The sequence below is a fragment of the Herbaspirillum sp. Sphag64 genome (assembly GCF_014192645.1).
Taxonomy (GTDB): Bacteria; Pseudomonadota; Gammaproteobacteria; order Burkholderiales; family Burkholderiaceae_D; genus Herbaspirillum.
Map to the genome: position 1 here is coordinate 310,815 of NZ_JACHYE010000003.1, position 26,066 is coordinate 336,880.

Consider the following 26,066-nt stretch of genomic DNA (forward strand, 5'->3'; position numbering starts at 1 on the left):
CGGCAGATCACAATGTGAGCACCAGACAAGGGCAGGCCGGTTGGCGCAAGGACGCGCGACCCCCAAATGGCAAAATTCAATAAAGCCCAAAAACATCAATCACTTAAAAAATAAAGAGTCAAAATAACCCGAGTTATTTTGACTCTTTATTAGTTATTTTGTGAATTGATGTCGCCATTATCTCTGCACAACAAGCCCTAGTCTGTCTCAACGGTTTGCAGCGATGCCACTATGGCCTGCGCCGTATTGACTGCCTCTAGCAGTTGCTCACCAATTGCATTCGATTCCCAAATGACGCCGCGCAAGGGGTGACCGACGGCATACAAATCATCCTGTGCGACTCCCTGCACCGAGAGCACGGCCCCTGTCTGGGGCACAGCGTCAATCCCGAAACCAGTGGCATGCCGTTGAACCAGTTTGCGCTCCTGCAGATGACGTACCAGCGGATCATCGATGCGCGACCAATCAAATTCGTAGCCGAGTGCGTTCGCTACGCGGTCGACCACCAGCGTCTGCGTTTGCTGCTGGCCACGTGTTTGCCACTCCACGGCAATCCGACCATTGCTTGTGGCGCGCAATGAGCGGATGCGTCCGGCATGGTGATCGAAGCGCTTGGCATCAATCAGTTGTGACAGTTTTTTGGCCGATTCCGGACCGGCTCGGTGCAGTGAGATTTCCCAGAAAGGACGCAGGTGACGCAAGAAGCGCTGGCGATCAGAATGGCTGGCATTGGCCCACAGAGCAGGCAGGTGAGGGCGGATCGCTGGTGGCAATTGCTGCCAGTCGGCACCGGCCGCCTTGATCGCGCGACGCGCCCGACCAGTCGCACGTAAAAGATCGCGCAGGGTGGTCGGCAGTTGTGTCGGATCCAGCACGTCTGGCCAGGCGGTGCGTTGACGCCGTGGCTGCACCAGTAATCCGCGCCGCGACAAGGCGTGGAATTTGCCTTTGAAACCAGCCCGCTCTGCGTTCAGCGCAGCATCCAGCGCCGTCAGACTGGTGCCGATGATAAGGATATCCTGATCCTGCCTGGCGGCTTGCCAGGAGGTGGTATCCCAGATATTGTCGATGTAGCGCTCGGGGACCAACGCGTCGCCATTTGCACTGCTCAGCACGGCGTTGCTACGGCCGCGGAACAGGCCTAATGCCAGTACGACGCGGGCAGCCTGAAGCCGTCGGCCATCCTGCAAAATCACCTGATAACCTTGCGCCTGAGGGTTTAAATCGACAGCACGTGCCTTGACCGTTTCCAGGCGAACCCGCGCACCAGCGCGCCGCAATGCGTGACGCAGGGTGTCTTGAATATACGTGCCATAGAGCCAGCGCGGCGCAAACGCATTCTCGAATTCCACGCCTTCCGGCGGCGTCCAGCCATGCTCGGCTGCATGGGCACGCAACCATTCGGTCAGGTGCGCAGGCTGGTCCGGATAAACGCCAAATAACTGCGCCAGACCGTTGACAATATGGTCCGGATTGTCTGTGCTGTAGGCGATACCACGGCCGATATGCTCACTGCTTTCGATGATGCTGATCGAGAGCGCTGGTGTTTCGCTGGATTCGGACTGCTTGCTTGCCGCACGAATCATGTGGATGGCGGTGACGACGCCGGCAAAACCGCCGCCGATGATGGCAATGTCTGTTGCTTTGTCTGACATAAGAATAATCCGGTCAATAGAAAATGAAAGCGGAAAACCTAGCTTGATGTCAGTGATACTAAGACAGCCGGCGGCGGCGCGTTGCGCCCATTTTTTCTGAGCTTATGCAGTTTTTGTCTGCAAGAGAGCTGCTTACAGCGCTTCGGCCGGGCCAAAAAATTCATAACGACGGCGCTCGGCTGGCAGGCCCAGGTCGGCTAGCGTCTGGTTGATAAATCGCATGAAGGGCTTGGGTCCGAGAAAGTAAGCATCGGCGTCGGCAGGAATCCATGCCTTGAGTTGCTCTCGCGTTGGACGACCCGAAACCTGAGCTTCCGTCGCGCCATGCTCATACACGATGTACGCACGCAAGCGCGGATATTGGCGGGTCCATGTTGTGATGGTTTCGCCAAATGCATGGACTTCCGCGTTGCGCGCATAGTGAACAAAGATGACATCGCGCTTGTCATCTGCCAGCGCTGCCTCTGCCATGGCAAGCGTTGGTGTGATACCAACGCCACCACTGATTAAGGCCAAAGGCGCTGTGCCGGGATGGAGCACAAATTCACCGGCGGGCGGGAACACATTGAGAACGTCGCCGACATTGATCTGATCGTGCAGGTAAGTGGAGGCCACACCGCCTTTTTCGCGCTTGACGCTAATGCGCACGCTATGGCCGTCTGCCTGTTGTGACAGTGAGTAATTGCGCCGCACTTCTTGACCGTTGATCTGCAGTTGCAGTCCCAGATATTGGCCCGGTTGGTAGCGTAGTACCGCACCGCCATCAACTGGTTCCAGATAAAACGAGCTGACTTCCGTACTTTCAGGCGCTTTGCGGACCACCTTGAAAGGCCGCGCGCCGCGCCAGCCACCGGGGAGATCTGCGAGTTTTGCATATTCGGCAGTTTCCGCCCCGATCAACAGATTGGCGAGTTGCCAGTAAGCAGCACCCCAAGCTTCGATAACGGCATCAGTCGCGATCTCGGCACCCAGCACTTCGCGGATGGCACGCAGGAGGCAGGTACCAACAATCGGGTAATGTTCTGGCAGGATCTGCAGGGCGACGTGTTTCTGGATAATTTGCGCGGGCAGTGCACCGAGTGCGCCAAGGTTGTCGATATGGCGGGCATATTGCAGGACGGCATTTGCCAAAGCGCGAGGTTGGGTGCCGTGTTGCTGATGTGCCTGGTTGAACAGTGGACGTACTTCGGCGTACTCGGCCAGCATGATCTGGTAAAAATGCGTGGTCAGCGTTTCGCCCCCGGTTTCCAGAAGAGGAACTGTGGCCTTAACGATTGCGGTTTGTTCGGGTGTGAGCATGGCGTTTCTCCTAAGCATGGATGTGGCGTTGTGGTGGCAGGACATGACAATGGCTCTTACCGCTGGAGGTTAAATCATGTATCTTGGATGCCAGTTTAAAATGAATTGAAATAACATGCAAATAAAATGCATCTTTAAAGGAGGCTGTGTTGCGTCTGACCCGATTTTCTGATTATGCGGTTCGTGTGCTGCTTTATCTGGGCGCGCGTACCGAGCGTTTGTGCTCCATTGGCGAGATCGCCAAGGCCTACGACATTTCTGAAAACCATCTGATGAAGGTTGTCAGTAACCTTGCTGCTGACGGCTATGTCGAGTCGGTGCGGGGTCGAAACGGCGGCATCCGGCTTGGGCGACCAGCAACAGAGATCAATATCGGCAAGCTGATTCGCTATACCGAGGGCGAGATTGATCTGGCGGGTTGCTTTGAATGCAAGTTGCGGGGAGTCTGTCGCTTGCCGGGCCCGCTGGATCTGGCGCTGGATGCATTTTTCTTCGTTCTGGAGCGCTATACGCTGGCCGATGTCATCGGCGAGCACGGTGGAGTGCAGATACTGGAGCGCTTATCGTTACCCTCCAGGGTCATCGACAAGATTTCATCTCGCGCACTGACCGAGGATTGACTCAATCTCAGGCACTTTAGTCCGTAATCGCTAGTACGGCGCTGACTTCATCCGACAAATGCTGGTAATGCCGTGAAATGCTCATGTGTTAAGTGTTGAGACGTGGCAAGCGACGAATCTGGCTGAGCAGACCCGTATCGCTACTTATTGAGGGGAGGTATCGGTAGGGAGGATATCTGCCAGCGATAAAACAGCGTGCGCCACATCGGCAATGCGGCGATTCTGGTTCATTGCTTTTTTACGTAGCAGGCGATAAGCACTTTCTTCATCGAGCCCCTGGCGCTGCATCAAGATACCCTTGGCACGCTCAATCAGCTTGCGCTCATCCAGATTCACACGCACCGAGGCTAGCTCTTCGGTCAGTTTCTGCAAACGCTCGGATTGGGAGTTGAGCATCTCTACCACGGTCTGACTCAAGTGGTGACCGACGGCCACGCTATCGGCATCGTCCAGTACCTCCGAAGAGGGTATTTGCGCATGAAAGGCCATCAGTGGCGACAGTGGATCTTGGCTGCGCAAGTGCGCGAAGAGTTGCTCCTGATCACCAAGGGCACGACGTAGTTCAGCGATTTTGTCTCGGCATTGCTGCTGCAGCAGCTCGGCCAGATAAGTTTCGACCCGGTGTAATTCGTCCATACGAGCAGAACAGCACAGGTACCAGGGATCCGCCTGTTCCTGATCAAGCACGCGCTGATGCGCACTGAGCAGCTTGCGCCGCAACCGTTCCAGCTCCGGTAAAGGGAGGCCGGATTGCAAGGCCGCCCATTCGGCGCGCAAATCGCCGGCAAAAGAAGCAAAGCGCGCAAACGCCTGCTCCTGCATGTCAATAAAATACTCAATCGACCGAATTTGCTGCGCAGTCATCCGTCCAGCCGCAAATGACGCGGCACCGAGAGCACGTTCACGACCCGCAAATTCCTTGCCTTGCATCAGATGGAACAAGGCGATCAACAAGCGCGAAATACCTGGTTCTACCGCCACGTCTGCCGCCTCGAATACCAATGCCAGCAGTGCCGATACCGCCTGCTTATAGCACTCGGAACTGTCGACCGGGTTGCAGCTCAAATCAGCGATCCGGTGCCGCATGCCGGCTACCTGATCCAGGGTATGCAGTGCAAACGCAATACGCGTATAGAGCCTTGCACCACCATGAAATTCACTGTCAGATTCGGCAACTGCCAGCCAATCCATCAAAGCACGATAAGTCTGCTCGCTAGCAGCCAGATGCGCTAGTCGCAATTGACCGTCACGTTGCCCGGAAGAAGCCAGAAAGATATTGGTAATACCGCGCTCCTGCTGCAGGCAGTGCACCAGAGCATTGACGACCAATACCAGATCGCAGGTGCGCGACAGGTTTTCCAGCTCGTTGGCTTCACAGCGACGGGCTGCAACCAGATAATTGAGAACATCACTCATAGAGGCACATCGGTAAAGAATCGATTATCCCTTCACGATAGCAAAAAACACGCCAGTGCATAGTCAGCCTCGTCGATTACAGTTCCTGGCAGTTTGGGCGGAACGGGATATCTATCCTGCCAGATGCTAATATCGGCGTGTTTTAATGAATCAATTTCATTAATGAATTTCTCTCTTGTTCCTGGTATGAGGTGGCATGCATGGCGCGCGAAAACTATAACGATCTGTTGGCTTTTCTGGTGGTAGCACGCGAGCGTAGCTTTACCCGGGCGGCGGCACAGTTGGGCGTATCGCAATCGGCACTCAGTCATACCGTGCGCAGTCTGGAAGCGCGGCTTGGTCTGCGACTACTGGCACGCACTACCCGCAGTGTTTCGCCCACCGAAGCGGGAGAACGATTGGTACAGACGCTGGAGCCTCGTCTGCAGGAGATTGATAGCGAACTGGCCGCATTAAGCGCCTTGCGCGATACACCAGCAGGAAACATCCGCATTACCGCCGCCGAACATTCTGCGAGCACCATCTTGTGGCCTCGGCTCAAACATTTGAGCAAGGACTATCCCGATATCAAGATTGAAATCGTGGTCGATTACGCCCTCACGGACATCGTCGAGCAGCGTTTTGATGCGGGTGTGCGTCTCGGTGATCAGGTTGCCCGCGACATGATTGCGGTGCGTATCAGCCCGGATCAGCGCATGGCCGTGGTTGGTTCGCCGAGCTATTTCACCGGACGTTCGAGGCCGCAATCGCCACAGCAACTGGCCGAACATCAATGCATCAATTTGCGGCTTGCCACCCATGGCGGATTGTATGCCTGGGAGTTTGAGCGCGATGGACATAAACTCAATGTACGGGTGGAAGGTCAATGGATCTTCAACAGCAGCGTTCCCATGTTGAGAGCCGCACTGGCCGGAGTCGGACTAGCCTATCTGCCGGAAGATATGGTCGAACCGCATCTCGCGGATGGCAGCCTCAAACAGGTACTCAAGAGCTGGTGTCCAACGTTTCCCGGTTATTACCTGTACTACCCCAGCCGTCGCCAGCCATCGCCGGCCTTTATGCTGGTGCTCGAGGCGTTACGTTATCGAGAACCGGCCGCGTCGTAGGTTGCTGACGGAATTGCCCGCCGTTACTAAAACGGATGCTTGCACCGTTCGCTATATCCCAAAGACATACGTCAAGGACGATCCATCGAAGACATCAGTCGTCTTCGGATGCAGGGCGACACGACATCAAAATAATTCGGCATGATCGAGGATGGCTCAACATCGAGTGAGCTGCTCAGCTCGCGCCGCCACTACCGCTGAAAAAATCATCCGTAGTGGCGTTCAGAACGGATGATGTCACTGGCCTTGTAACATCAACTCAAGATTTTGCACCGCCGCCCCTGCCGCACCTTTGCCAAGATTGTCGAACACCGCTGCCAGTAGGACATGGCCATAGTCAGCATTGGCGAACAGACTCAATTGCATATCGTTCGTGCCATTAAGCTGCTGCGGATCAAGCTCGGTCATTTCTGTTGTCTGTTGCGGCGGCGTTACCTTGACATGGGGTGCGCCTGCATAATGATGCTCCAGTGCCTCCTGTAGTTGCCGGGCATTGACTCCAGGTGCCAGCAGACGCAGTTCCAGCGGAATCGTCAACACGATACCCTGCCGGAAAGCGCCATATGCCGGCACGAACAACGGACGTTGCGCCAAGCCACTGTAGCGTTCGATCTCTGGTGGGTGTTTATGCGCCAACGCCGTGCCATAGAGTAAAAAGCCCGGGGCGTTTTCAGTCGCGCCACCCTCATAGCGCTCTACCGCCGGACGCCCGCCACCCGAGTAACCGGAGACGGCATGAATACTGACCGGGTAGTCGCGTGGCACAAGACCAGCGGCAATCAGCGGATACAGTAGACCGATAGCGCCGGTTGGATAGCAGCCAGGATTAGTCACCCGCTTAGCCTCTGCAATTCGCTTTGGCTGCTCCACCTGCCACTCAGGAAATCCATAAACCCAGCCAGCGCTGGTGCGGTGTGCCGAGCTGGCATCGATGACGCGCACAGCCGGGTTCACGATGGCGGCCACTGCCTCGCGGGCGGCGGCATCGGGTAAACACAGGATGGCGATATTACAGCTGTTGATCGCCTCTGCACGGCGCTGCGCATCTTTGCGCTGCGCAGCCGGGAGCGTCAATAGTTGGAGATCGGTGCGGCCACGCAGGCGTTCGTGTATCTGCAAACCGGTCGTGCCTTGATCACCGTCAATAAAAACAAGGGGAGTCGCCATGATGATTTTCCTTCCTGAATAAGTCGAGCTATCATCGCGCCATTGCCAAAATAGGAAAAGTTGAATTTAATGACGATATTATTCAGTTTTTCTGAATGAATGCCAAAGGGAGAAACAAGGCATGCGTGAAATCAACCTGGATCGCCTGCGCACGCTGGTGACGATTGCCGACCTTGGTTCCTTCGCCGAAGCGGCTCGCCATCTGCATCTGGCACCGCCGACCATTAGCATGCATGTTACCGAGCTGGAAGAACACATCGGTGCGGCGCTGCTATCGCGCCAACGCGGCCAGATCAAGCCAACCGTCATTGGCGAGAGTCTGATTACACGGGCGCGGCGCTTGCTGGCCGATGCCGAACAGGCCTTGCATGAAGTACAGCGGCAGGTCCAGGGGCTGGCTGGTCGGGTGCGGCTGGGCGCATCCACCGGCGCGATTGCCCATCTGTTGCCACAAGCCTTGCAAGTGCTGGGGCAGGATCATCCCGATATTGATGTTCAGGTAGAAGTACTGACTTCGCAGACCAGTTTGCGTCGTCTCAACGAAGGCACTCTTGATGTCGGGCTGGTGGCTTTACCGCAAACGCCAATGGCGCGGCTGAACATCAAACCTTGGCGGCGCGATCCGGTGCGGGCCTTTTTGCCAGGGCATTGGCCTATGCCAGCGCAGGTAACGCCAGTGTGGCTGGCAGCGCAACCATTGATTCTCAATGACAACAGTACCCGACTGTCACAAGTAACCGGTGCCTGGTTTGCCGCTGCCGGTCAACGTCCACTGCCCAGAATCGAACTCAATTACAACGATGCCATAAAAAGTCTGGTCGCAGCAGGCTATGGTGCTACCTTGTTACCGCATGAGAGCGGTGCGCCGCAGGTTGATCCTCGTATCAGGATGTTGCCGTTGGAGCCCGCATTGTGGCGACAATTGGGCATCGCTCACCGCAGCGACAATATCGAACGCGCCACAGCGCATGTGCTTGACGTGTTGTGGCGATTCAGCCTTGACTAGGACGTTTGCGATCGCATTGACGAGCAAGGGGACAGTTGTACAGACGAACAGTCAGCACCGAAAAACTTGTTAATTTAGCAATTTTTGGCGCCGCACATAGTGCATCAGTGCATAGTTTTCTTAAGCTTTTCGTAACAAAACACGTGCCGAAGCAGTTCATTTAGGATAAATCTGGCATAGTATCCAACGAAACAATCAATAGCGATATGTGTTTTCTGCAACTTGGGTGAAGTTGGAAGGACGTATAGCGCAAGGCAAATGGAGGATGGTTTTGGCCCAGGCAGACGGTAAGTTCGTCCTGCTTTTCCTAAAATTTTTTCCGGGTAACGCTACATGAGTGTTGTGCTCGAACAAGAACAAAGCAGGATTCTGATCATTGACGACAACGCTGCATCGATTCGCTTGCTGAGTGGCATGTTGAAAGATGTTGGACGTGTTTTTTTCGCCACCAGTGGGAAAGCAGGTATTGAGATGGCCCGCGAACAGCAGCCGCATCTGATTTTGCTCGATGTGGAGATGCCAGTCCTGAATGGCTATGAAGTATGTCGTTTGCTCAAGGAAGACTCCGAAACGGAACGTGCGTCGATTATTATCGTGACCGCGCATTCCAGCATGGAAAGTGAAATTCAGGCGCTAGAGGCGGGCGCTGTCGATTTTATTACCAAGCCGTTGAGCCATCCAGTCGTTCGTGCACGGGTGCAATCGCAGCTGAAATTACAACATCAAGCGACCGCGCTGCAGCGTCTGGCCAATCGGGATGGTCTGACCGGACTGTTTAACCGGCGCTATTTTGATCAACTGATCGAAACGGAATTCCTGCGTCATCGACGTCAAAACATGTCATTGGGCCTGGCGCTCCTGGATATCGATCATTTCAAGGCATTCAATGATGGCTACGGTCATCTTGAAGGGGATGCCTGTCTGAAAAAAATTACGGAGACCCTTGAGGCAGGTCAGAAACGTCCCGGCGAAGTCGTCGCCCGTTTTGGCGGCGAAGAGTTCGTCGTATTGTTTCCGCACACGACGTTGGACGAAGCCAGTAAATCCGCGGCCTGGTTGTGCCAAGCTATCAGTGATCTGCAATACCCACATCAGTTTGCATCTGGGAGTCATGTGGTCACCATCAGCGTCGGTGTTTCAGCGCTGATTCCCGATGAGGCCAATAGCGTCAGACAACTGATTGAGTGCACAGATAAAGCGCTGTATCAGGCAAAATCAGCAGGACGAAACAGAGTGATACCAATACCAGCGTGAGCCGGTGATCCGTATCTTTCAAGTCTGTTAAGAGCGAACCTGTCGACACTACGGTCGATGAGCAAGTCTGTCAGTGCAAGTTAACACTTGAATGAAGAGGTTTTGCGTGCGTCTTCCTGTTTCCATTCGTCTAGGCATCTCGTATTGGCGTCTCACGCTAGCCTGCGTAAGCGTATTTGCGTTGCTTTCGGTGCTTGTATTGATGGCGGTTGGCATGCACGAGCGCAAGCAGGTGCTGCTGTTGCTCAGTTCGAGACTGGAAGCATCGACGGAATTTCGGGCATCAGGCATCTCAAGAGAGATTGATCAGCTCGCCAAAAGTGCGCTGTTTCTTGCTCAGGTTCCTGAAGTCAGGGACATCGTTGTCAAGCTGAGCAATGCGCCTCCGGATTCTCCTGCGTATGCTACGGACGCAGCATGGCGGCGAGACCTCACGGTCGTGTTCAGCAGTTATCTGAGTACGCATCCTGATCTGACGCATATCCGCTTTATCGGTGTCGCCAATGACGGTCTTGAATTGGTTCGTGTGACGCATGACAAACACGGGATTGTCGTCGCCCGGCCGGAGCAATTGCGGCAAAAGGGCGATCGTGACTATGTTCAGTCACTACTGCAGCAGTCGCATCCACAGGTATTCGTATCTGATATCAGTCGTCACGAGGAAAGTGATGATCCTGAATATCATCTGGTCCAGACAATGCGTGCGGCGGCACCGGTGTATGCCAGCAATGGCCGGCTGTTCGGGATGATTGTCGTCAATTTGGACGTACTGGCATCGTTTTCCGATCTGGTGCGCAATTCGTCAAACGAGATCCGTGTCAGTCTGTCCAACAGCGAGGGGGACTATCTGCTGCCTTCCGATGGCAACGCAGCTGCCGCGACCGACTCACAATCTCCGTTGCGCTGGCAGGATGCATATCGCCTCGTATCCTCGCCGTTAGGAAAAGACGATGGGTTGCAGACTTTTATCGGCCCGCATGGCCTTGTTAATGCGATACAGCGACGTATTCCTCTTGGTGCCACAAACCAGAACCGTTTCCTTACCTTGGTGGTGCAACAGCCGGATGAATTGATTGATCAACAGGTACTTACTGCGCAACGCATTGCTTTATCGATCATTCTGGGCGTGGCGACGCTTGTCATTGGAGCCCTGCTTGTATTTTTAAGACAGAAGCGGAAAGTATTTGAGAAGCAGACCGAGCTGGCGGCCATCGTTGAGAATGCGCATGACGCCATCATCGGCAAAACGCTGGAAGGCCGGGTGACCAGCTGGAACAACGGTGCGCAAGAAATGTTCGGCTATTCTGCCGTAGAGGCAATCGGTAGATTATTGACCGAACTGATCGTACCGTCAGTGCTATTTGAACAGGAACGGAGCATCTTGCAACAGATCAGTCGTGGCGAGCGGGTCGAAAATCTGGTGACCACGCGTCGCCGCAAGGACGGCAGTGAGATCGATGTGTCGATCATGATTTCGCCGATCCGCAATGCCGCCGGGAAAGTGACTGGTGCAGCCGCGACGGCGCGTGACATTACGCGCGAGAAGACGATAGAAAACGAAATTCTGGGCCTCAATGCAACACTGGAGCAACAGGTGATTGCGCGTACTGCCGAGATCCAGAATTATTCCGTATTCCAGCAGGCAATTCTGACCAGTGCCGGACTCTCCATCATTGCTACGGACACCCGTGGTGTCGTGACCTTATTCAATCCGGCAGCAGAGCGGATGCTGGGATATCAGGCCAGTGAAGTAGTCAATCTCCGCAATGCCGGCATATTTCATGATCCGGACGAGGTTGCGGCCCGCGCCGCGCAATGGACAGAGGAGCTGGGCGAACTAGTATTGCCCGGTTTTGAGGTATTTGTCACCAGAAGTCTGCGCGGCTTGTCCAACGAATTTGAATGGACCTACATTCGCAAGGATGGATACCGTGTTCCGGTGCTGCTCAATGTGACGGTAATGCGACTCCCTGATGGCGGTATCTTCGGCTATCTGGGTATCGCCGCCGATCTGACCGAGCGCCAGGCGGCAGCGCAGGCACTGGAAGAAAAGACCCGTTTTCTGGAAACGCTGAGCGCCAATATCCCTGGCCTGGTGGCGTACTGGGATCGCGATCTGCGTTGCCGCTTCGCCAACGACTCCTATTTTGACTGGTTCGGCCAGGACAAAGCATCGATGCAAGGCATGCATCTGCGCCAGCTACTCGGCGAGCGGCTGTTCACCTTGAATTCGCCTTACATTACGGCTGCATTGCAGGGCAAAACGCAGCACTTTGAGCGCTCGCTGACCAAGCCCGACGGCAGTATCGGCCATACCTGGACCCATTACATCCCAGACATTGACGGTACTCAGGTACGGGGATTCATTGTGCTGGTAAGCGATATCACCGAGCTCAAGCAGGCACAACTGGCTCTGGAGGCCTTGAACAGCAAGCTCGAACTACGCAGCAATGACCTTGAACGTAGCGGCCAGCTTGCTGGCGTAGGGGTCTGGTCGGTGAATCTTCAGACAAATGAGATCGTGTGGTCAGATCAGACTTGCCGCATCCACGACATGCCGATTGGTCATCGCCCTACAATGGAAGAAGTCGTTAGTTTCTATGCACCCGAGGCCCGTGCCGAGATTGAGGCCGTCATGGCGCATACCATTGCGCACAAACAGTCCTGGGAGCGCGAGTTTCCATTAATTACTGCCAAGGGCCGGCACATCTGGGCGCGCGGCGTGGGCGAAGTCGAGGTCGATGCGATGGGGCAGCCAACCCGCTTAGTGGGCGCCTTCCAGGATATTACCGAACGTCGACTAGCCTCGACCGCGCTGGCGGCGGCGCGCGATCAGCTGGAAATGGCGTCCAAGGTCGCCAAACTCGGGATCTGGGCTTACGAACTCGCCGACCAGTCGCTACACTGGAATGACTTGATGTATGAGTTATATGACCGGCCCGATTTGCGTAGCGAACCTCAGTTGTTCTACCGGCACTGGCAGGCTAGCGTTCACCCCGACGATGTCGAAGAAACGATGGCACAGTTGCTTGCCGCGGTTGAGGGACGCAAGGCGTTTGACCGGATTTTCCGGATTGTTCGCCGCGATGGCGAGATCCGGCACATACAGGCTGGTGCATTCATCGAGCACGATAGCAACGGTAACGCGTTACGCGTAACCGGTATCAATCTGGATATCACGGAACATGTCGTCCTTGAATCAAGCCTGCGCGCGGCCAAGGAATTGTCCGATGCCGCCAATCGTGCCAAGTCAGATTTCCTGGCCAACATGAGTCACGAAATCCGCACACCAATGAATGCCATTCTTGGCATGCTGCAATTACTCCAGCAGACCATGCTCAACCCGCGCCAGGAAGACTACACCCGTAAAGCGGAAACTGCAGCGCGCACTTTGCTGAGCATTCTTAATGACATCCTCGATTTTTCCAAAGTTGAAGCCGGTAAATTAAGCATTGATCTGCATCCTTTCAGTATCGACCGCATGTTGCGGGATATGTCGGTAATCCTGTCCTCCAATCTGGGAAACAAGGAAGTTGAAATTCTGTTCCGAATTGAGCCGACCATTCCGACCTGGCTCATCGGTGATGATCTGCGCCTGCAGCAGATTCTGATCAATCTGGCCGGCAATGCCATCAAGTTCACCGAACGCGGCGAGGTGGTGCTGTCAGTCAATCGCAGGATGAGCGACACCGACCAGTTGTTGCTCTCATTCGAAGTGCGGGATACCGGTATCGGCATTTCGCCTGAGCAATGTGAACGCATTTTTGATGGTTTTTCACAAGCTGAGGCATCGACTGCGAGACGTTTCGGCGGCTCAGGACTGGGACTGGCGATCAGTCAGCGGCTGGTGCGCCTGATGGGCGGCTCGCTATCGGTACAAAGTACACCGGGAGTAGGAAGCACATTTTATTTCACGATACCGTGCGAAGTGGCACACGCGCCCGAGCCATCCGACAATGTCACCCATACAGTCGATTTATATGATCTCAACTGTCTGGTCATTGATGACCATGCGACAGCAAGAGAGGTGCTCAGCGACATGTTGCGCTCGTTTGGCTGGTCGGTTGATGCCTTCAGTTCTGGACAGGAAGCGACGACAATTCTCGCTGATGACGACAGTGCGCCGCCTTACGATGTGGTCTTTCTGGACTGGAGCAAGCATGGCGTAGATGGTCTGCAGACATGCTCCAGCATCCGGCAGACCAAGCGGCTGCAGGGCAGCGCTATCATTACGATGGTGACCGCATATGGCCGAGAGTCGTTGGCACAGCAACAGGCGCAATATCCAGGACTGTTTAACGGTATGTTGATCAAACCTGTGACCGCATCGATGATGTTTGATGCCGTTGCCGAGCATCGCGCGCTACAGGGCCAGAACGTGCACCGCGAGAACAAGAGCGCAAGGCGAGCGCAACGCCTGCGCGGCATCCATGTTTTGCTGGTGGAAGACAATCTGATCAACCAGCAGGTTGCCCGCGAGCTCCTATCCAACGAGGGCGCAATCGTCAGTATTGCGAACTGTGGGCAGGACGGCATTGACGCAGTGGCGTTGGCCCAGACTCGCGGTGTGCAGCTCGATGTGGTTCTGATGGATATCCAGATGCCGGATATGGACGGCTACGCAGCCACCCGTTTGTTACGTCAGCGCCATGACCGCGATATGTTGCCGATTATCGCGATGACCGCCAATGTGATGCAGGCGGATCGGGAAGCTGCTCTGAACGCAGGCATGAACGATCATGTCGGCAAGCCGATTGATCTGGATCGGCTGGTGGCAGTGATCTTGCAATACGCACGTGGTGGCGACCGCGCAATAACAGCAATCGGCTGCGAACTACTCCCAGCGAATGACGGCGAGGAAGATGACAGTGCGCAATCCGTTGATCTGGATGTCATCGGCGCGCTGCAGCGTCTGGGAGGCAACCTGGTCACCTATCAGCGCGCGCTGAAGAGCTTCATCGGTGAGATCAGCACCTTTGAATCAGCCTGCCGGCAAGCAATCGAGGAGGGGCGTTACGATGACGTACGCCGCCTTTTGCATACAACCAAAGGCCTTGCTGGCAACGTCGGTGCCCAGCGCCTGGCTGAGCTCGCTGCCGAAGGTGAGCGATTGCTGCAGCAACCTGCGGCGCAGCAGGCATGGCCAGCAATGGAAAGCTTGTCTCAAGCTGCCCGCAATGCCGCCGCCGCGGCACGTGATTATCTGGCGCAGTGCGAACCGGCACCGGGCAATGGCAGTGGCCATCACCCGCCGGATATCACTGCATTGCGGACGGGACTGGAGTTTTTGGTGCGCCTGTTGGCGGTCGCAGATCTGCAGGCCGATGAAGTGTTTGAGCAGTTGCACGCCACATATGGCAAGCTGATGCCCGAGGAATTCGAGCAACTGGAGCGTAGCATTACTCAACTCGACTATGTGCGGGCAGGTACGCTCTGCAATGCGTTACTGGAACACATCACCGTCTTCTCTCCCGAGTAGGCAAGCACGCTATGATGTATTGCGGTCTATTGAACTGAAAGTTTCACACCATGCAAGAACCCACAAAGCCGGTGAACGAGATCGAACGACTGCAGGAGTTGCAGGACTTGTGCCTGCTGGAAACTCCTGCAGAGGCACGCTATGACCGTTTGACCGCTCTTGCCAAGGAATTCATGGATGTCGAGATTGCGCTGATCTCACTGATCGATAGCGAGCGCCAATGGTTCAAGTCCAGACAGGGACTAACGGCCAGCGAGACACCGCGTAGTATTTCATTTTGTGGTCATGCGATTCTGGAAGACAAGCCCTTGGTGGTCGCAAATGCCGCCGCCGATCTCCGATTTGCAGACAATCCGCTCGTGACCGGCGCACCCCACATCCGCTTCTATGCGGGCATTCCGCTCCATGGCCCGAATGGATATCGCGTCGGCACACTGTGTGTGATTGATCCTGTGCCACGTATCTGCACTGCCAGAGAACTGTCTATCCTGACCAAAATTGCTGCTCTGGTAGAAAACGAGTTTGCCGCAGCAACACTGGAGCACGTCAAGCAGGAACTGTGGGATACCCAAGTCAGGTCCAATGCTGCACTCGAGCGAAGTCATGCCGAATTGCAGACGATCATTGATCATATGCCGGCAATGGTCGGCTATTGGGATCGGGACATGAAGAACCGGTTTGGCAACAAGGCCTACCTGGAATGGTTTGGCTATCCGACAGAGAGTTTGCGCGGACAACATATGCGAGACATTCTGGGTGCGCAGCGCTTTAACCTGAATCTGCCCCATATTGAGGCAGCCTTGCAGGGAAAACCACAATTGTTCGAACGCGTCATCGTGGATACTCAGGGGCATCGCAGAATCACACTAGCCTCATACGTGCCTGACATGCTGAACGGCAAAGTCCTTGGTTTTTATGCCTTCGTAACGGACATTACCTCATTGCGCACAGCGCAGGAGTCCGAGCGTAACGCACAGGCGCAACTACAGGGGATTATCGACGCGGCTAGTGAATTTTCCATTATTGCAGCCGATCTTGATGGGATCATCCGCGTCTTCAGCGCTGGAGCAGAGCGCATGCTCGGGTACCGTGCAGATGAAGTGGTGGGCAAGCATGCACCAACCCTGTTCCATGCGCAGGAAGAACTGGCGCAACGCTCTGCCGAACTCACGATCATGCGCTGTCGCACGATAGAAGGTTTTTCGGTCTTCTCGGAATTGCCTCTGGAAGGCGGCGCAGAAACGCGAGAGTGGACCTACGTGCGCAAGGATAGCTCACGCTTCCCGGTAGTACTGGTAGTGACAGCAATCCGTGACGCTACGGGCAAGCCAATCGCCATACTGGGAATTGCGCACGATATTTCATCGCAGAAGCAGCTGCAAGCCTCGCTGGTTGCTGCCAAGGAGCAGGCTGAAGGTGCCAGCCAGTCCAAGAGCCATTTTCTTGCCAACATGAGTCACGAGATCCGTACCCCGATGAACGCGGTGCTGGGAATGACGCATCTGTTACAAACTACCGAACTGGCTCCTGAGCAGCGCCAATACGTCGATATGATCAGAACTTCGGGTGAGTCATTGCTGGTCATTCTGAACGATGTTCTGGATTTTTCGAAAATTGAAGCCGGCAAGATGGAGCTGGCTCCCTGCGCGTTTGATCTGGGCGATGTCATCAATGCCGTTGCCACGATCATGAGCGTCAACGCCGGGGAGAAAGATCTGGAACTGGCCATTGGCATCGAGCCCGATGTGCCGCGTGGTCTGTATGGAGATGCCTTGCGGATCCAGCAGATCTTGATCAATCTGGTCGGCAATGCCATCAAATTCACCGAGCAGGGTGAAGTATCGCTGCTCGTTGAACTGGTCGACAAAAAGAATGACAAGTTGACCCTGCGCGCACGTGTGCGCGATACCGGTATTGGTATGAGTGACGAACAGCAAGGGCGCCTGTTTTGCGCATTTTCACAGGCCGATGGTAGTACCACACGCCGCTTTGGCGGGACCGGACTGGGGCTGGCGATCTGCAAAAGCATCATCGATATGATGGGCGGCAATGTTGTCGTGCACAGCAGCGAAGGGAAGGGCAGTGAATTTTGTGTGACCTTGCCATTGCAGTTATCCAGACTGGACGACGATGATCAGCCTCAGCAGAGCCATCAGACCCTGATGCATCTGCTGGTCGTGGACGACAACGCTACTAGTCGCGAATATCTCGCCAAGACTATCCAGGCATGGGGATGGCAAGTCGATACCGCTTTCTCCGGCAATCATGCACTAGAAAAAATGCAATTCCTGCATGCACAGGGCTTACGCTACGATGCGGTCGTCACCGACTGGCAGATGGCCGATATGGATGGAGTTGCGACCATGCAGGCCATCCGCCAGCGGTTCCCCGAACCCAATATCCCAGTGCTCATCATGGCCAGCGTCTTTGGTCGTGGCAAGCTGCTCGAAAGCCAAGCCGTAGATCAGGCTGATGCCCTGCTGATCAAGCCAGTGACTGGCTCCAGCCTCTTCGATGCACTGCACGAGATCTTTCCGCAGCGCTTCGACATACCCTTGTCCAACAAACACGTGCAATCGACGTATCGGCGCATTGATGGTATCCGCCTGTTGCTGGTCGAGGACAACCGACTCAATCAGATTGTGGCCAAGGGCATGCTGGAACAGGCTGGTGCCGAGGTCTTCACCGTAGGCAACGGCCTGTTGGCAGTACAAGCCTTGCGTGAACAGCCAGAGCGCTTTGACATGGTCTTGATGGATGTTCAGATGCCGGTGATGGATGGTTACGTCGCCAGTCGCCAGATCCGTGACGAACTCAAATTAAGTCTCCCCATTGTGGCCATGACTGCAGGTGTGATGCAGTCGGAGCAGATGCAGTGCAGCGATGCCGGGATGGTCGATTTTATTGGCAAGCCGATCAATGCCGAACAGATGCTGGCAACGATATCGCGCCATTGGCAGCCACATTCCGCCCGCCTGAACCGTGAAGTCGTACCAGTTGCCAGTCAGGAACCGTCGATAGTGGCTGAAGCAGCCGCACAAAAACCGACCGGCAAGCCGCCAGTGATACCTGAAGCCTCACCTGAGAGTGCTTTTGATACGCAGCAGATCGATGAACTATGTCTGCTGGATCCCGCCTATGCCGCGACGCTGCGCAAGCTGGTCGAAGGCTTTGTCGAGCGCGGCGCACAGTCGCTATTGAAGGCGAAGCAGTTGTGGGAAGGCGGTGACGGTAAGGAGTCCGCGCGCGTACTGCATGCCATGCGAGGCTCATTTGGCACCTTGGGTGCGCGCAAGCTGGCCGCCAGTGCATTGACACTGGAAAAGAGTATCCATGCACTCGATCATGTTCGGGTGCAGCAATTATTCCCAGGTGTCGAAGATGATATGCGAGAGTCGCTGGCTGCCGCCGCTGACTGGTTACGGCGTCAAACGTTGAACAGGCCCGCTGCCACAGACGTTCCGGCTGAGGGAGTCGAGCGCGCCGCGGTGATCGATCCTAGCGCGCTGGAACACCTCAACAATCTACTTGATGAGCAAGATATCGCCGCCTGTGACGTCTACGCCACACTCGTCGCCGCATTGAGTCATCAGCTATCCCCCGAGCAAATGGCCGCGCTGGATCATGCAATGGAGCACCTGGCTTTTGAAGATGCGCGCGCAATCGTAGGACGACTTGTGCAGTCATTGCCCGCAAAGTCATCCTGAAGCGCCCTTTTACTGGTGAAAATGCATGCCTGATCACGCGTGAAACATATCGACTTCCAGGCTAAGCGCGATCTCGTTCCGCTCTCAATAATTTGATGTAGGTCTGCCCATCAGGCGTGAAGTGTGTGCCAAATCGCACCAGTCCCATTTGATGGAGTTGACAGCTCAAGGTCAGACTCAATAGCATGCCCGGCTCGGTAGCATCAATGGAGAGTTCGATCGATGACAAACGTGGCTCATATTTGAGCAGGGTAGTTTCAATTTCTCGCTTCAGGATATGCGTCGAGGCAGGCAGATGACGATAAATGGTGGACAGATCTGCCAAACCATAATCAGGCAAATGTGCCAAGGTGCCGCGCCGACTGTTCAGGATGCGCTGAACGTTATCACGTACTGATAAAAAGGTCTGTGTCGTGGCATTTACTTCGTCAATCGCCATGCCGTTGGCGAAATAACCGGTAATTGCCTCGAACAAGCCAGGCCCAGCGCGCATCATGGTGCACTCACAATCATCTCTTCGGCAACGCCAGTCGGCGTAAATTCTGCTGAAATACCTTCCGTCTCCGAAAAGGACAGACGAATGGCGGAGGGGCTCGTCTGATGCCCAAGATGCAGCAGCAATTGACGTGAGAGCACTGGCAAAATTTTCTGATCAAGCAAACTGTCGATATCGCGTGCGCCTGAGTCAGGCAATTGGCAGGCGCTCACCAGCGCGGTGATGAGATTGTCGTCGCAGGTCAAAGGTAGCGCGTATTTCTGCGCGATACGATGCGCAACCTTATCCAATTTCATGCGCACGATACTTGCCATCGCCGCTGGCGATAGTGGACGATAGACGATGGTCTGAAATCGTGCCAGCAACGCCGGTTGAAAGTGCTCTGCAAGGTACGGCCGGATCGCCTCTGTCAGAATATCGTCAGAGACACTCTGTGTCGCGTCGGCTTGAGACTGCTGGAAGGCGTCATTGACCGCTATGATCTGATCACTGCCGAGATTAGATGTCATCAAAATCACCGTATTACGAAAATCGATGATGCGACCCTCGCCATCACGCATGAAGCCGCGGTCGAACACCTGATAGAACAGGTTAAGAACGTCGCGATGTGCCTTCTCCACTTCATCCAGCAAAATCACGCTATAGGGACGCTGACGCACGGCCTCGGTCAGCACGCCGCCAAGCCCGTAGCCAACATATCCTGGTGGCGCGCCTTTTAATTGCGATACCGTATGCGCTTCCTGATATTCAGACAGATTGATGGTCGTCAGGGAACGCTCACCACCAAACATCAAATCTGCCAGAGTACGTGCAGTTTCAGTCTTGCCGACACCACTCGGGCCAACCAGCAAAAACACGCCCAGCGGTGCCTGCTCCGAGGTCAGTCCTGCTTTGGCTGCGCGCAGGCGTTGACCCAGTGCGGCCAGCGCGCCATCCTGTCCAATCACCACCCGACCCAGTCGTGTTTCCAGTTCCAGCAGCGCGGCCAATTCATCCGATAGCAGCTCACCGACAGGTACGCCAGTCCAGTCGGCAATGACCCTGGCAATAGCAGACTCATCCACTTCGGCGTGCATCAGTGCGGTGTCATCTGAAGGTAAAGCGCTATGTGCCGTTTTGATCAGTGCCTGCAAATCATCACGTGCGGCAGCATCTTCACAAGTCAGCCATTGCTGGCGTAGCGCCGTCAATTGAATCATGGCCGCTTGCTGTGATACCAGCGCAGTATTCAAAGTACCAAGTCGGCCGGCGAGAAAGTCAAGACGTGCATCAATCTCCGACAGCGATTGGCTGACATCGACCGAGGTGGCACGGTTATCAGCCAGGAGTGCGGCACGTTCCACATTCAGGGCTGCGCATTCTGCACTCAGCGCAGTGATTTCCACCGGTGTGGTTTGACCACTGATGCGAACCCGTGCCGCAGCGGTGTCGAGCAAGTCAATCGCCTTGTCAGGCAACTGACGGCCGGTTATGTAACGGCGTGAGAGTCGTACCGCAGCAGCAACTGCCGCATCGGTAATATGCACCCCGTGGTGGATGGCATAGCGCTCCTTGAGTCCGCGTAACATCATACATGCGGCTACGTCATCAGGCTCCTCGACCTTCACCATCTGAAACCGGCGTTCAAGCGCTGCATCACGTTCGAAGTATTGTTTGTATTCTGACCAGGTCGTAGCAGCAATGGTACGCAGCTCGCCACGCGCCAGCGCTGGCTTCAACAGATTGGCAGCATCTGCACCACCAGCAGCATTCCCTGTGCCGATCAGGGTATGGGCTTCATCGATGAACAACAATACTGGCATCGGCGACTGCTGCACCGCTTCAATCACGGTCTTGAGACGCTGCTCAAATTCCCCTTTGACGCCAGCTCCGGCTTGCAAAAGACCGAGATCGAGCGTGAGTAAACTGACATTGCGAATAAGCTCCGGTACATCACCCTCAGCGATTTTCAGGGCAAGCCCCTCTACCAATGCGGTTTTTCCGACACCTGGCTCTCCGACCAGAATCGGATTGTTCTTACGGCGCCGTGCCAGAATGTCGACCATTTGCCGAATTTCTCCGTCACGACCAAATACCGGATCGATTTTGCCATCGCGGGCCTTTTGTGTGATGTCGATGGTAAAGCGCTGCAGAGCAGAAGTATCGGTCTGTCCCGACAGTACATGCGGATATGAAGCGCTAGCCGCAGCTGACTGCGCTGAAATGGCATCGACCGCGGCGGTCAACGGCATTGATAATGCGCCCTGATTCCCGGTTACCCTTTCTTGGGTTGCTTCTATCGACACCTTATCCAGTTCTGGCAGCAGTCGCTCTATCTGCACGACTGCGACAGAAAGTAATGGCCACGCATCGGGAGCGTGCAACAATTGCGGCTGCTCGATCAGACTTGCCAAGAGGTGGCAAGAGCGAATAGCGCCAGAGGTGTCCTCCAGTGATGCGCGTACCCATGCCGCCTGCAAGACTTCGCCGAGCCGGGGCGACAAACCAGGCTTGCCGCGCAGCGCGTGTGGCAGACGATCAATGGCCGAAAGCAAACCATTCCAGATGACATCCATATCCAACTCGTAGCGGCGAACAATGGTGGTCAGATCACCATCACCGAGTTCCAGTAACTTGATGAGCCAATGCTCAATCGTGATGTCACGATGGGCGCGGGTTTCACACAGGCTGGCAGCGTCAGAGAGCGCTTGCGCACAGTGATGATTCAAACGGCGTAAAAATGGAGAAAAGTCGCGTGGTGTCATGGTAGGGATAAAAATAATGAAAGCATCAATGTCAGATGAAGGAGCATTACGGCGAACAAGCACTGAGAGTGTTATCCACTATTCCAAGAACGTCTGCAGAATCCAGCGCACTTCACGCTCGACCTGTGTCATCGGCAGGCGTTGTCGTTGCGCCAGCCAGGTATTGATGCGCTTAGGTAACCAGCGATAGGGGACTGCTTGCATGACCGCAATGGAGGGCATGAGATTGCCCTTGAAAACCAGCCGGGAATAGGGTTCGCCATCGCACCTGGTAATCCAGTGACCGCTCTCCGGGCAAGGCTCTCCACTGCTGACGATGGGTACCGTGAGTGTCGAACGGGGAAGTACTACCGTCTTGAAGTCCATCGCTTCAGGACGCATACGAATTGAGCGGGAGATGGCATCCCAGACAGCGATTGCTTCGCCTTCAGTCAGTGAGCCATGCTCTGGAACGGTTCCTTGCTCTTTTTCGAATACGCCCGTTTTCATATTGAGAGAGAGCAAAGGCGTTTTAGCGCTGTTGTTGAGCGAGTTAGCTTCCAGCATGAAGAAGTAACCGAGTGCGCCAGCGTGCATCCTGGCAGAAGCCAGCCATTCCTCGGCTGTTGGCAAGTCCTTTGAATCCAGACTTCCCTTGCGTAGCGTCTTGCCATCACGGCTTTTAAGGGCAGCCTTGATCTGGCTGGCGCGCTGTAACAGGGTGTCTTTTTCCGTAAGACTGGTATCTGTTTTGAATTTGAAATAGACATCCTGATGTTGCAGCAAATGGAACCCTATCGAGACTTCCTCCTGGTCAAAAATGCTGGTCTGGATGAAGCCGCCGGTCAGACAGACGCCAGGATCTTTCGGGATTTCGCCTGGTTCCAGTGCGCGGAACCGATATAGCATGCTGAGGACGGCTTGTAGTTTGCTGGGAACATCGTTTTGGCTTTCCTTCGATTTTTTCTTAACCCATGGCTCGTCTTTATGACGCGACATCGCAAAATCTGAACCCTCTATATTTAGCTTGATGCGATAACCACGATCCCATTTATATGCCTCAATAACGCGATTGGCATCACTTGGCTCGCCGTCACTACCAAGCGAAATAAAATGCCAAACGTCTCTGGACCTTAATTGTTTCGTGCTTGATCCGGGGATAGGATATTCTTTGTCGCCGTACAAAAACTGGTAGCCAAGCAAGCTCTTTGTCGCTTTTAACTCGGCTTCCCGTTTTCGCATTCCATGAAGAAATTCCTCTTGTGTCATCGCTTCCACTTTGGCATCAATGCCACGCAATTTAGCGCTGCCATAGGTCTCGATATCGGCAGGCATATCAATCAGATAGCGACCTACGCAATGGATCTTCATGTCGGTAGTGAGTTCGGTCACGGTAGCGTGCTCCTGTGCAGTCAAGGGTGCTGGTTGGCAGGCACTGAGTGAGAGCATCAGGCTCAGTGCAAAGATGGTTTGTAGAAAAGGGCGTAATGTCATGGCGGACAATCTCCGTCGATCTCATAACGCAAGGGGGGCTTGACCTGCTGGGCAATCTTGACGATGGACCACAAGGTGAACAGACGTTGTTTTTCCTCTTTGTAGGCACCTTCGTGTTCGACCCCGGGATAGCCTACGCAGACTCTGACTTTCCCTTGCGGTGCCTTGCCGGAGCGGATTGGTACCGTGCCGTCACCATGTTCATTGGCTTCTGCGAGGGTGAATACGCTTGGCATGGCAGTGTTACCTGTTTTAAGCCAGAGCACTTGCTGGCCTTGTCCAGAGTCGTGTAGCACGCGGCTGCTCTGGATATCCTCACTGGGCTTGACGAAATTCAACTTGCCCGTAGCAAGGGTGGGCTTGCGCTCCCATAGGACATCGCCCCAAGTGCTGTGTGCCTTGTCGTCGCCATAGAAGGCATAGGTGACGGGATGGTAGCGGTGGGCGATGGCGTCGTGAAATTTACGTACAGGGCCATTAATCAGATTTTTAAACCGATTCCAATCCGACTCTACGGTTTTTCTTTCTGGATCCATTGGATTAATCAGCTTGTCATCGATGAGCCCCCACCATTTCCCGCGCACGGTATAGATCTCGCCATAAGGATCATTGTGCAGCGGCAAACTAATGCGCTGATCCCCATTTTTGATCTTGAGCCAGCCGTTGCCATACTCTCTGCTGGGCAGCAGTTGCAATGGACCGGGTGCCTGCGCAAACACGGCGGTGACTTTGGCAGCGTCATCACCGACCACAATGCCGGCAACTCCTTCGACACCGGCTTTTACCCGCTTGTAGGCAGTCGCGGCACCAGTTGCTGGCATCACGCCATGCACGACGCCCAGTACTTTGTCTCGCTGCGCGAGTTCCTCGGTACAAAAGCGTGCCACCAGCCCACCCATCGAGTGGGTCACCAGGATCACGTTTTGACAGACATAGGTCCTGTTGTAATAGGCGATGAATTCATCAATCTTGGCTTCTAGCCGGATCGCTGAATCGCTGTTCGATTGCAGCCAGTTGTAGCCGACCGCATGCACCGGAAACTGATAGCGGTAGGACAGCCCGACTTCATCAAAGGTGAGTGGTTCAATCCCGGGTGCATTGGCGACCAGTTCCTTCATCAATCGTGGACGCAGACCGCTGCTGGCATATTCCATTCCAGACTTGCTGTAGTCGGCGTCGTTGAGACTTTCTTCCAGCCATTTGAGCCAGGGGCCGTAACTCAGGTGAGAAACTTCACCCCAGCCACGCCGCCGTAGCTCCTGATCAATTTCTTCCTGAGTCGGTGCTGGGTGGGTGTGGAACACACCGCGTGGAGCCGCGTCCGCTGGTAAATCGCCAGCACGGTAGAGTTCGGTTTTGGCAGGGTCAAGCAGTTTTTTTCGCGTTTCAGCCCCTTGAAAAGCCCAGCTTAGAGCGACACCGAGGGTGCTGTTGACTACCCATACGGGTTCTGGCTCGTCACCTTTTTTCTCCACGGTGGATTGCAAATTCGATCCCATCACGCCCGGTACAAAAATCACCGGAATAATCCGGTCGGGTACCTTGTGGCACATGGCGATGCTGTCGTCAGGAGGAGAGGTGACAGAGTGGTATTCGACTACACCGCTTTTGAGAATGCGCGGTGGAATAATGCGTTTGATAGTGGCCATGGTCCTCTGTCTAAATGGAGTGTGCGTTGGGCATTCATTGCTTATTTATTGGGCACAATGCGCAAATGCAGAGGATCGGAAGATAGACTCTTCTGTATCGCTGTCTGTCCCTCCGCATTCGTTGCACCGCCAACACCCCCTTGGTTGTTGAGCACCATGCTGATTTTTTGTGCGGGGGAACCCTGGGTGGTAAAACCCCAGCCGACGCCAAACTGTTCATCGTATTTGGCGTGCTTCCAGCTGTTCATTTCCTGAGCGAGTGAGGTTGGTCCCAGCAAGGAGAACTTATCCGCCTTCCAGTGGATGTCGCCAAGCGTACCGCTTTCAATGCCCAAGGGGCCAATGCGCAGATAGGAGCCGCCGCACTTGAGCAAGATGGCTTCTTTGGCGTTGATTTCTACCTTGCCGTTGACGCTGGTGATCATCATGTCTTTGTCGGCGATGACGTGTATCTCGTCGCTATGTGCCTGTATCTCGATCTTCCCTTTGCTGGCGAACAGTTTCATGCCGCATTGTTGGGCAAACATCGACAGCCCTTGCTTTGCCGCGAGCAGGAAGCGTTTTCCCGCGATGATGTGGTGATCGTTGCCGCTGCGTTGCGTGATCGTTTGGCCCGCGGAGAGATTGATGTGACTCGGTGTCGCTAAGGCGATGCCGACAGGTGCGGAGAGGACGAGTGCCGCTTGCTGAAGATCCTTGACGCTGTTGGCCAGCCAGTGGCTTTGCGCTTGTAAATCTGCGATCTCGGCTTTGGCACTTGCTGTCGCTTGCGCTAGTTGCTTTGACTCTGCTTGCAACTGGTCCAGCAAGGAGAGTGCTGCCTGCATATCGAGTTGCTTGCCGCTGGCCTTGTCTTGCCTGTCGGCAGTGATGAAGATACCTTTGCCACCTCGGATTACCGCATGATTGTCTGTTCGGAGTTCAACTCCTTCACCACGTTGCTGTCGTTGACCATCAACCAGATGCCCGAGGTTTAACTGACTCTTGCCGTGTTC

At 54.9% G+C, this 26,066-nt stretch carries 15 protein-coding genes; 6 read left to right on the plus strand and 9 right to left on the minus strand.

Annotation, left to right across the window (positions count from 1 at the left end; genetic code table 11):
* Positions 1-197: 197 nt before the first annotated feature.
* Positions 198-1,655 carry an FAD/NAD(P)-binding protein gene (locus FHW66_RS08540; protein ID WP_183379341.1) on the minus strand — a complete coding sequence of 486 codons (1,458 nt, stop codon included), beginning with the start codon at positions 1,653-1,655 and terminating at the stop codon, positions 198-200.
* 132 nt (positions 1,656-1,787) lie between these two features.
* Complete coding sequence (hmpA, locus tag FHW66_RS08545) at positions 1,788-2,954, minus strand: NO-inducible flavohemoprotein (protein ID WP_183379342.1); 1,167 nt, start codon at positions 2,952-2,954, stop codon at positions 1,788-1,790.
* Positions 2,955-3,100: 146 nt separating this feature from the next.
* On the opposite strand from hmpA, the gene FHW66_RS08550 reads away from it, so the two are divergent.
* Positions 3,101-3,574, plus strand: a complete 474-nt coding sequence (locus FHW66_RS08550) for an Rrf2 family transcriptional regulator (protein WP_370543428.1) — start codon at positions 3,101-3,103, stop codon at positions 3,572-3,574.
* Between the two features lie 144 nt (positions 3,575-3,718).
* On the opposite strand, the gene FHW66_RS08555 is transcribed toward FHW66_RS08550, so the two are convergent.
* The gene (locus FHW66_RS08555) at positions 3,719-4,990 is read right to left on the minus strand and encodes a nitrate regulatory protein (RefSeq protein ID WP_183379344.1); all 1,272 of its coding nucleotides are present in this window, start codon (positions 4,988-4,990) and stop codon (positions 3,719-3,721) included.
* Between the two features lie 200 nt (positions 4,991-5,190).
* Here FHW66_RS08555 and FHW66_RS08560 point away from each other — a divergent pair, with 200 nt between their 5' ends.
* Entirely contained in the window at positions 5,191-6,096 is a 906-nt protein-coding gene (locus tag FHW66_RS08560; RefSeq protein ID WP_183379345.1) for a LysR family transcriptional regulator, read from the plus strand.
* Between the two features lie 237 nt (positions 6,097-6,333).
* Here the strand turns inward: FHW66_RS08560 and argC are convergent, their stop codons facing one another.
* Positions 6,334-7,263, minus strand: coding sequence for an N-acetyl-gamma-glutamyl-phosphate reductase (argC, locus tag FHW66_RS08565; RefSeq protein WP_183379346.1), 930 nt, complete (start codon positions 7,261-7,263; stop codon positions 6,334-6,336).
* A gap of 121 nt (positions 7,264-7,384) precedes the next feature.
* Here argC and FHW66_RS08570 point away from each other — a divergent pair, with 121 nt between their 5' ends.
* The 4 genes from FHW66_RS08570 (at position 7,385) to FHW66_RS08585 (ending at position 18,709) form a co-directional block, all read left to right on the plus strand.
* A complete protein-coding gene (locus FHW66_RS08570) occupies positions 7,385-8,269 on the plus strand; it encodes a LysR family transcriptional regulator (RefSeq protein ID WP_183379347.1) in 885 nt (294 codons plus the stop codon).
* Positions 8,270-8,602: 333 nt separating this feature from the next.
* The gene (locus FHW66_RS08575) at positions 8,603-9,523 is read left to right on the plus strand and encodes a diguanylate cyclase (RefSeq protein ID WP_183379348.1); all 921 of its coding nucleotides are present in this window, start codon (positions 8,603-8,605) and stop codon (positions 9,521-9,523) included.
* A gap of 214 nt (positions 9,524-9,737) precedes the next feature.
* Positions 9,738-15,002: a PAS domain S-box protein gene (locus FHW66_RS08580; protein ID WP_183379349.1), complete on the plus strand. Its 5,265-nt coding sequence runs from the start codon at positions 9,738-9,740 to the stop codon at positions 15,000-15,002.
* 50 nt (positions 15,003-15,052) lie between these two features.
* Positions 15,053-18,709: a response regulator gene (locus tag FHW66_RS08585; protein ID WP_183379350.1), complete on the plus strand. Its 3,657-nt coding sequence runs from the start codon at positions 15,053-15,055 to the stop codon at positions 18,707-18,709.
* Between the two features lie 61 nt (positions 18,710-18,770).
* Here the strand turns inward: FHW66_RS08585 and tssE are convergent, their stop codons facing one another.
* The 5 genes from tssE to FHW66_RS08610 form a co-directional block, all read right to left on the minus strand.
* Complete coding sequence (tssE, locus tag FHW66_RS08590) at positions 18,771-19,205, minus strand: type VI secretion system baseplate subunit TssE (RefSeq protein WP_183379351.1); 435 nt, start codon at positions 19,203-19,205, stop codon at positions 18,771-18,773.
* The gene (tssH, locus tag FHW66_RS08595; protein WP_183379352.1) at positions 19,202-21,949 is read right to left on the minus strand and encodes a type VI secretion system ATPase TssH; all 2,748 of its coding nucleotides are present in this window, start codon (positions 21,947-21,949) and stop codon (positions 19,202-19,204) included. Before tssH ends, tssE begins: the two co-directional genes overlap by 4 nt.
* 78 nt (positions 21,950-22,027) lie before the next feature.
* Positions 22,028-23,422 (minus strand): T6SS immunity protein Tli4 family protein, encoded by a 1,395-nt coding sequence (locus FHW66_RS08600; RefSeq protein WP_183379353.1) that lies wholly within the window; start codon positions 23,420-23,422, stop codon positions 22,028-22,030.
* Positions 23,419-25,071 (minus strand): hypothetical protein, encoded by a 1,653-nt coding sequence (locus FHW66_RS08605; RefSeq protein ID WP_183379354.1) that lies wholly within the window; start codon positions 25,069-25,071, stop codon positions 23,419-23,421. The genes FHW66_RS08600 and FHW66_RS08605 overlap by 4 nt, the downstream gene beginning before the upstream one ends.
* A gap of 41 nt (positions 25,072-25,112) precedes the next feature.
* Positions 25,113-26,066 (minus strand): type VI secretion system Vgr family protein (locus FHW66_RS08610; protein ID WP_183379355.1); only part of this gene is annotated, 954 nt, incomplete at its 5' end.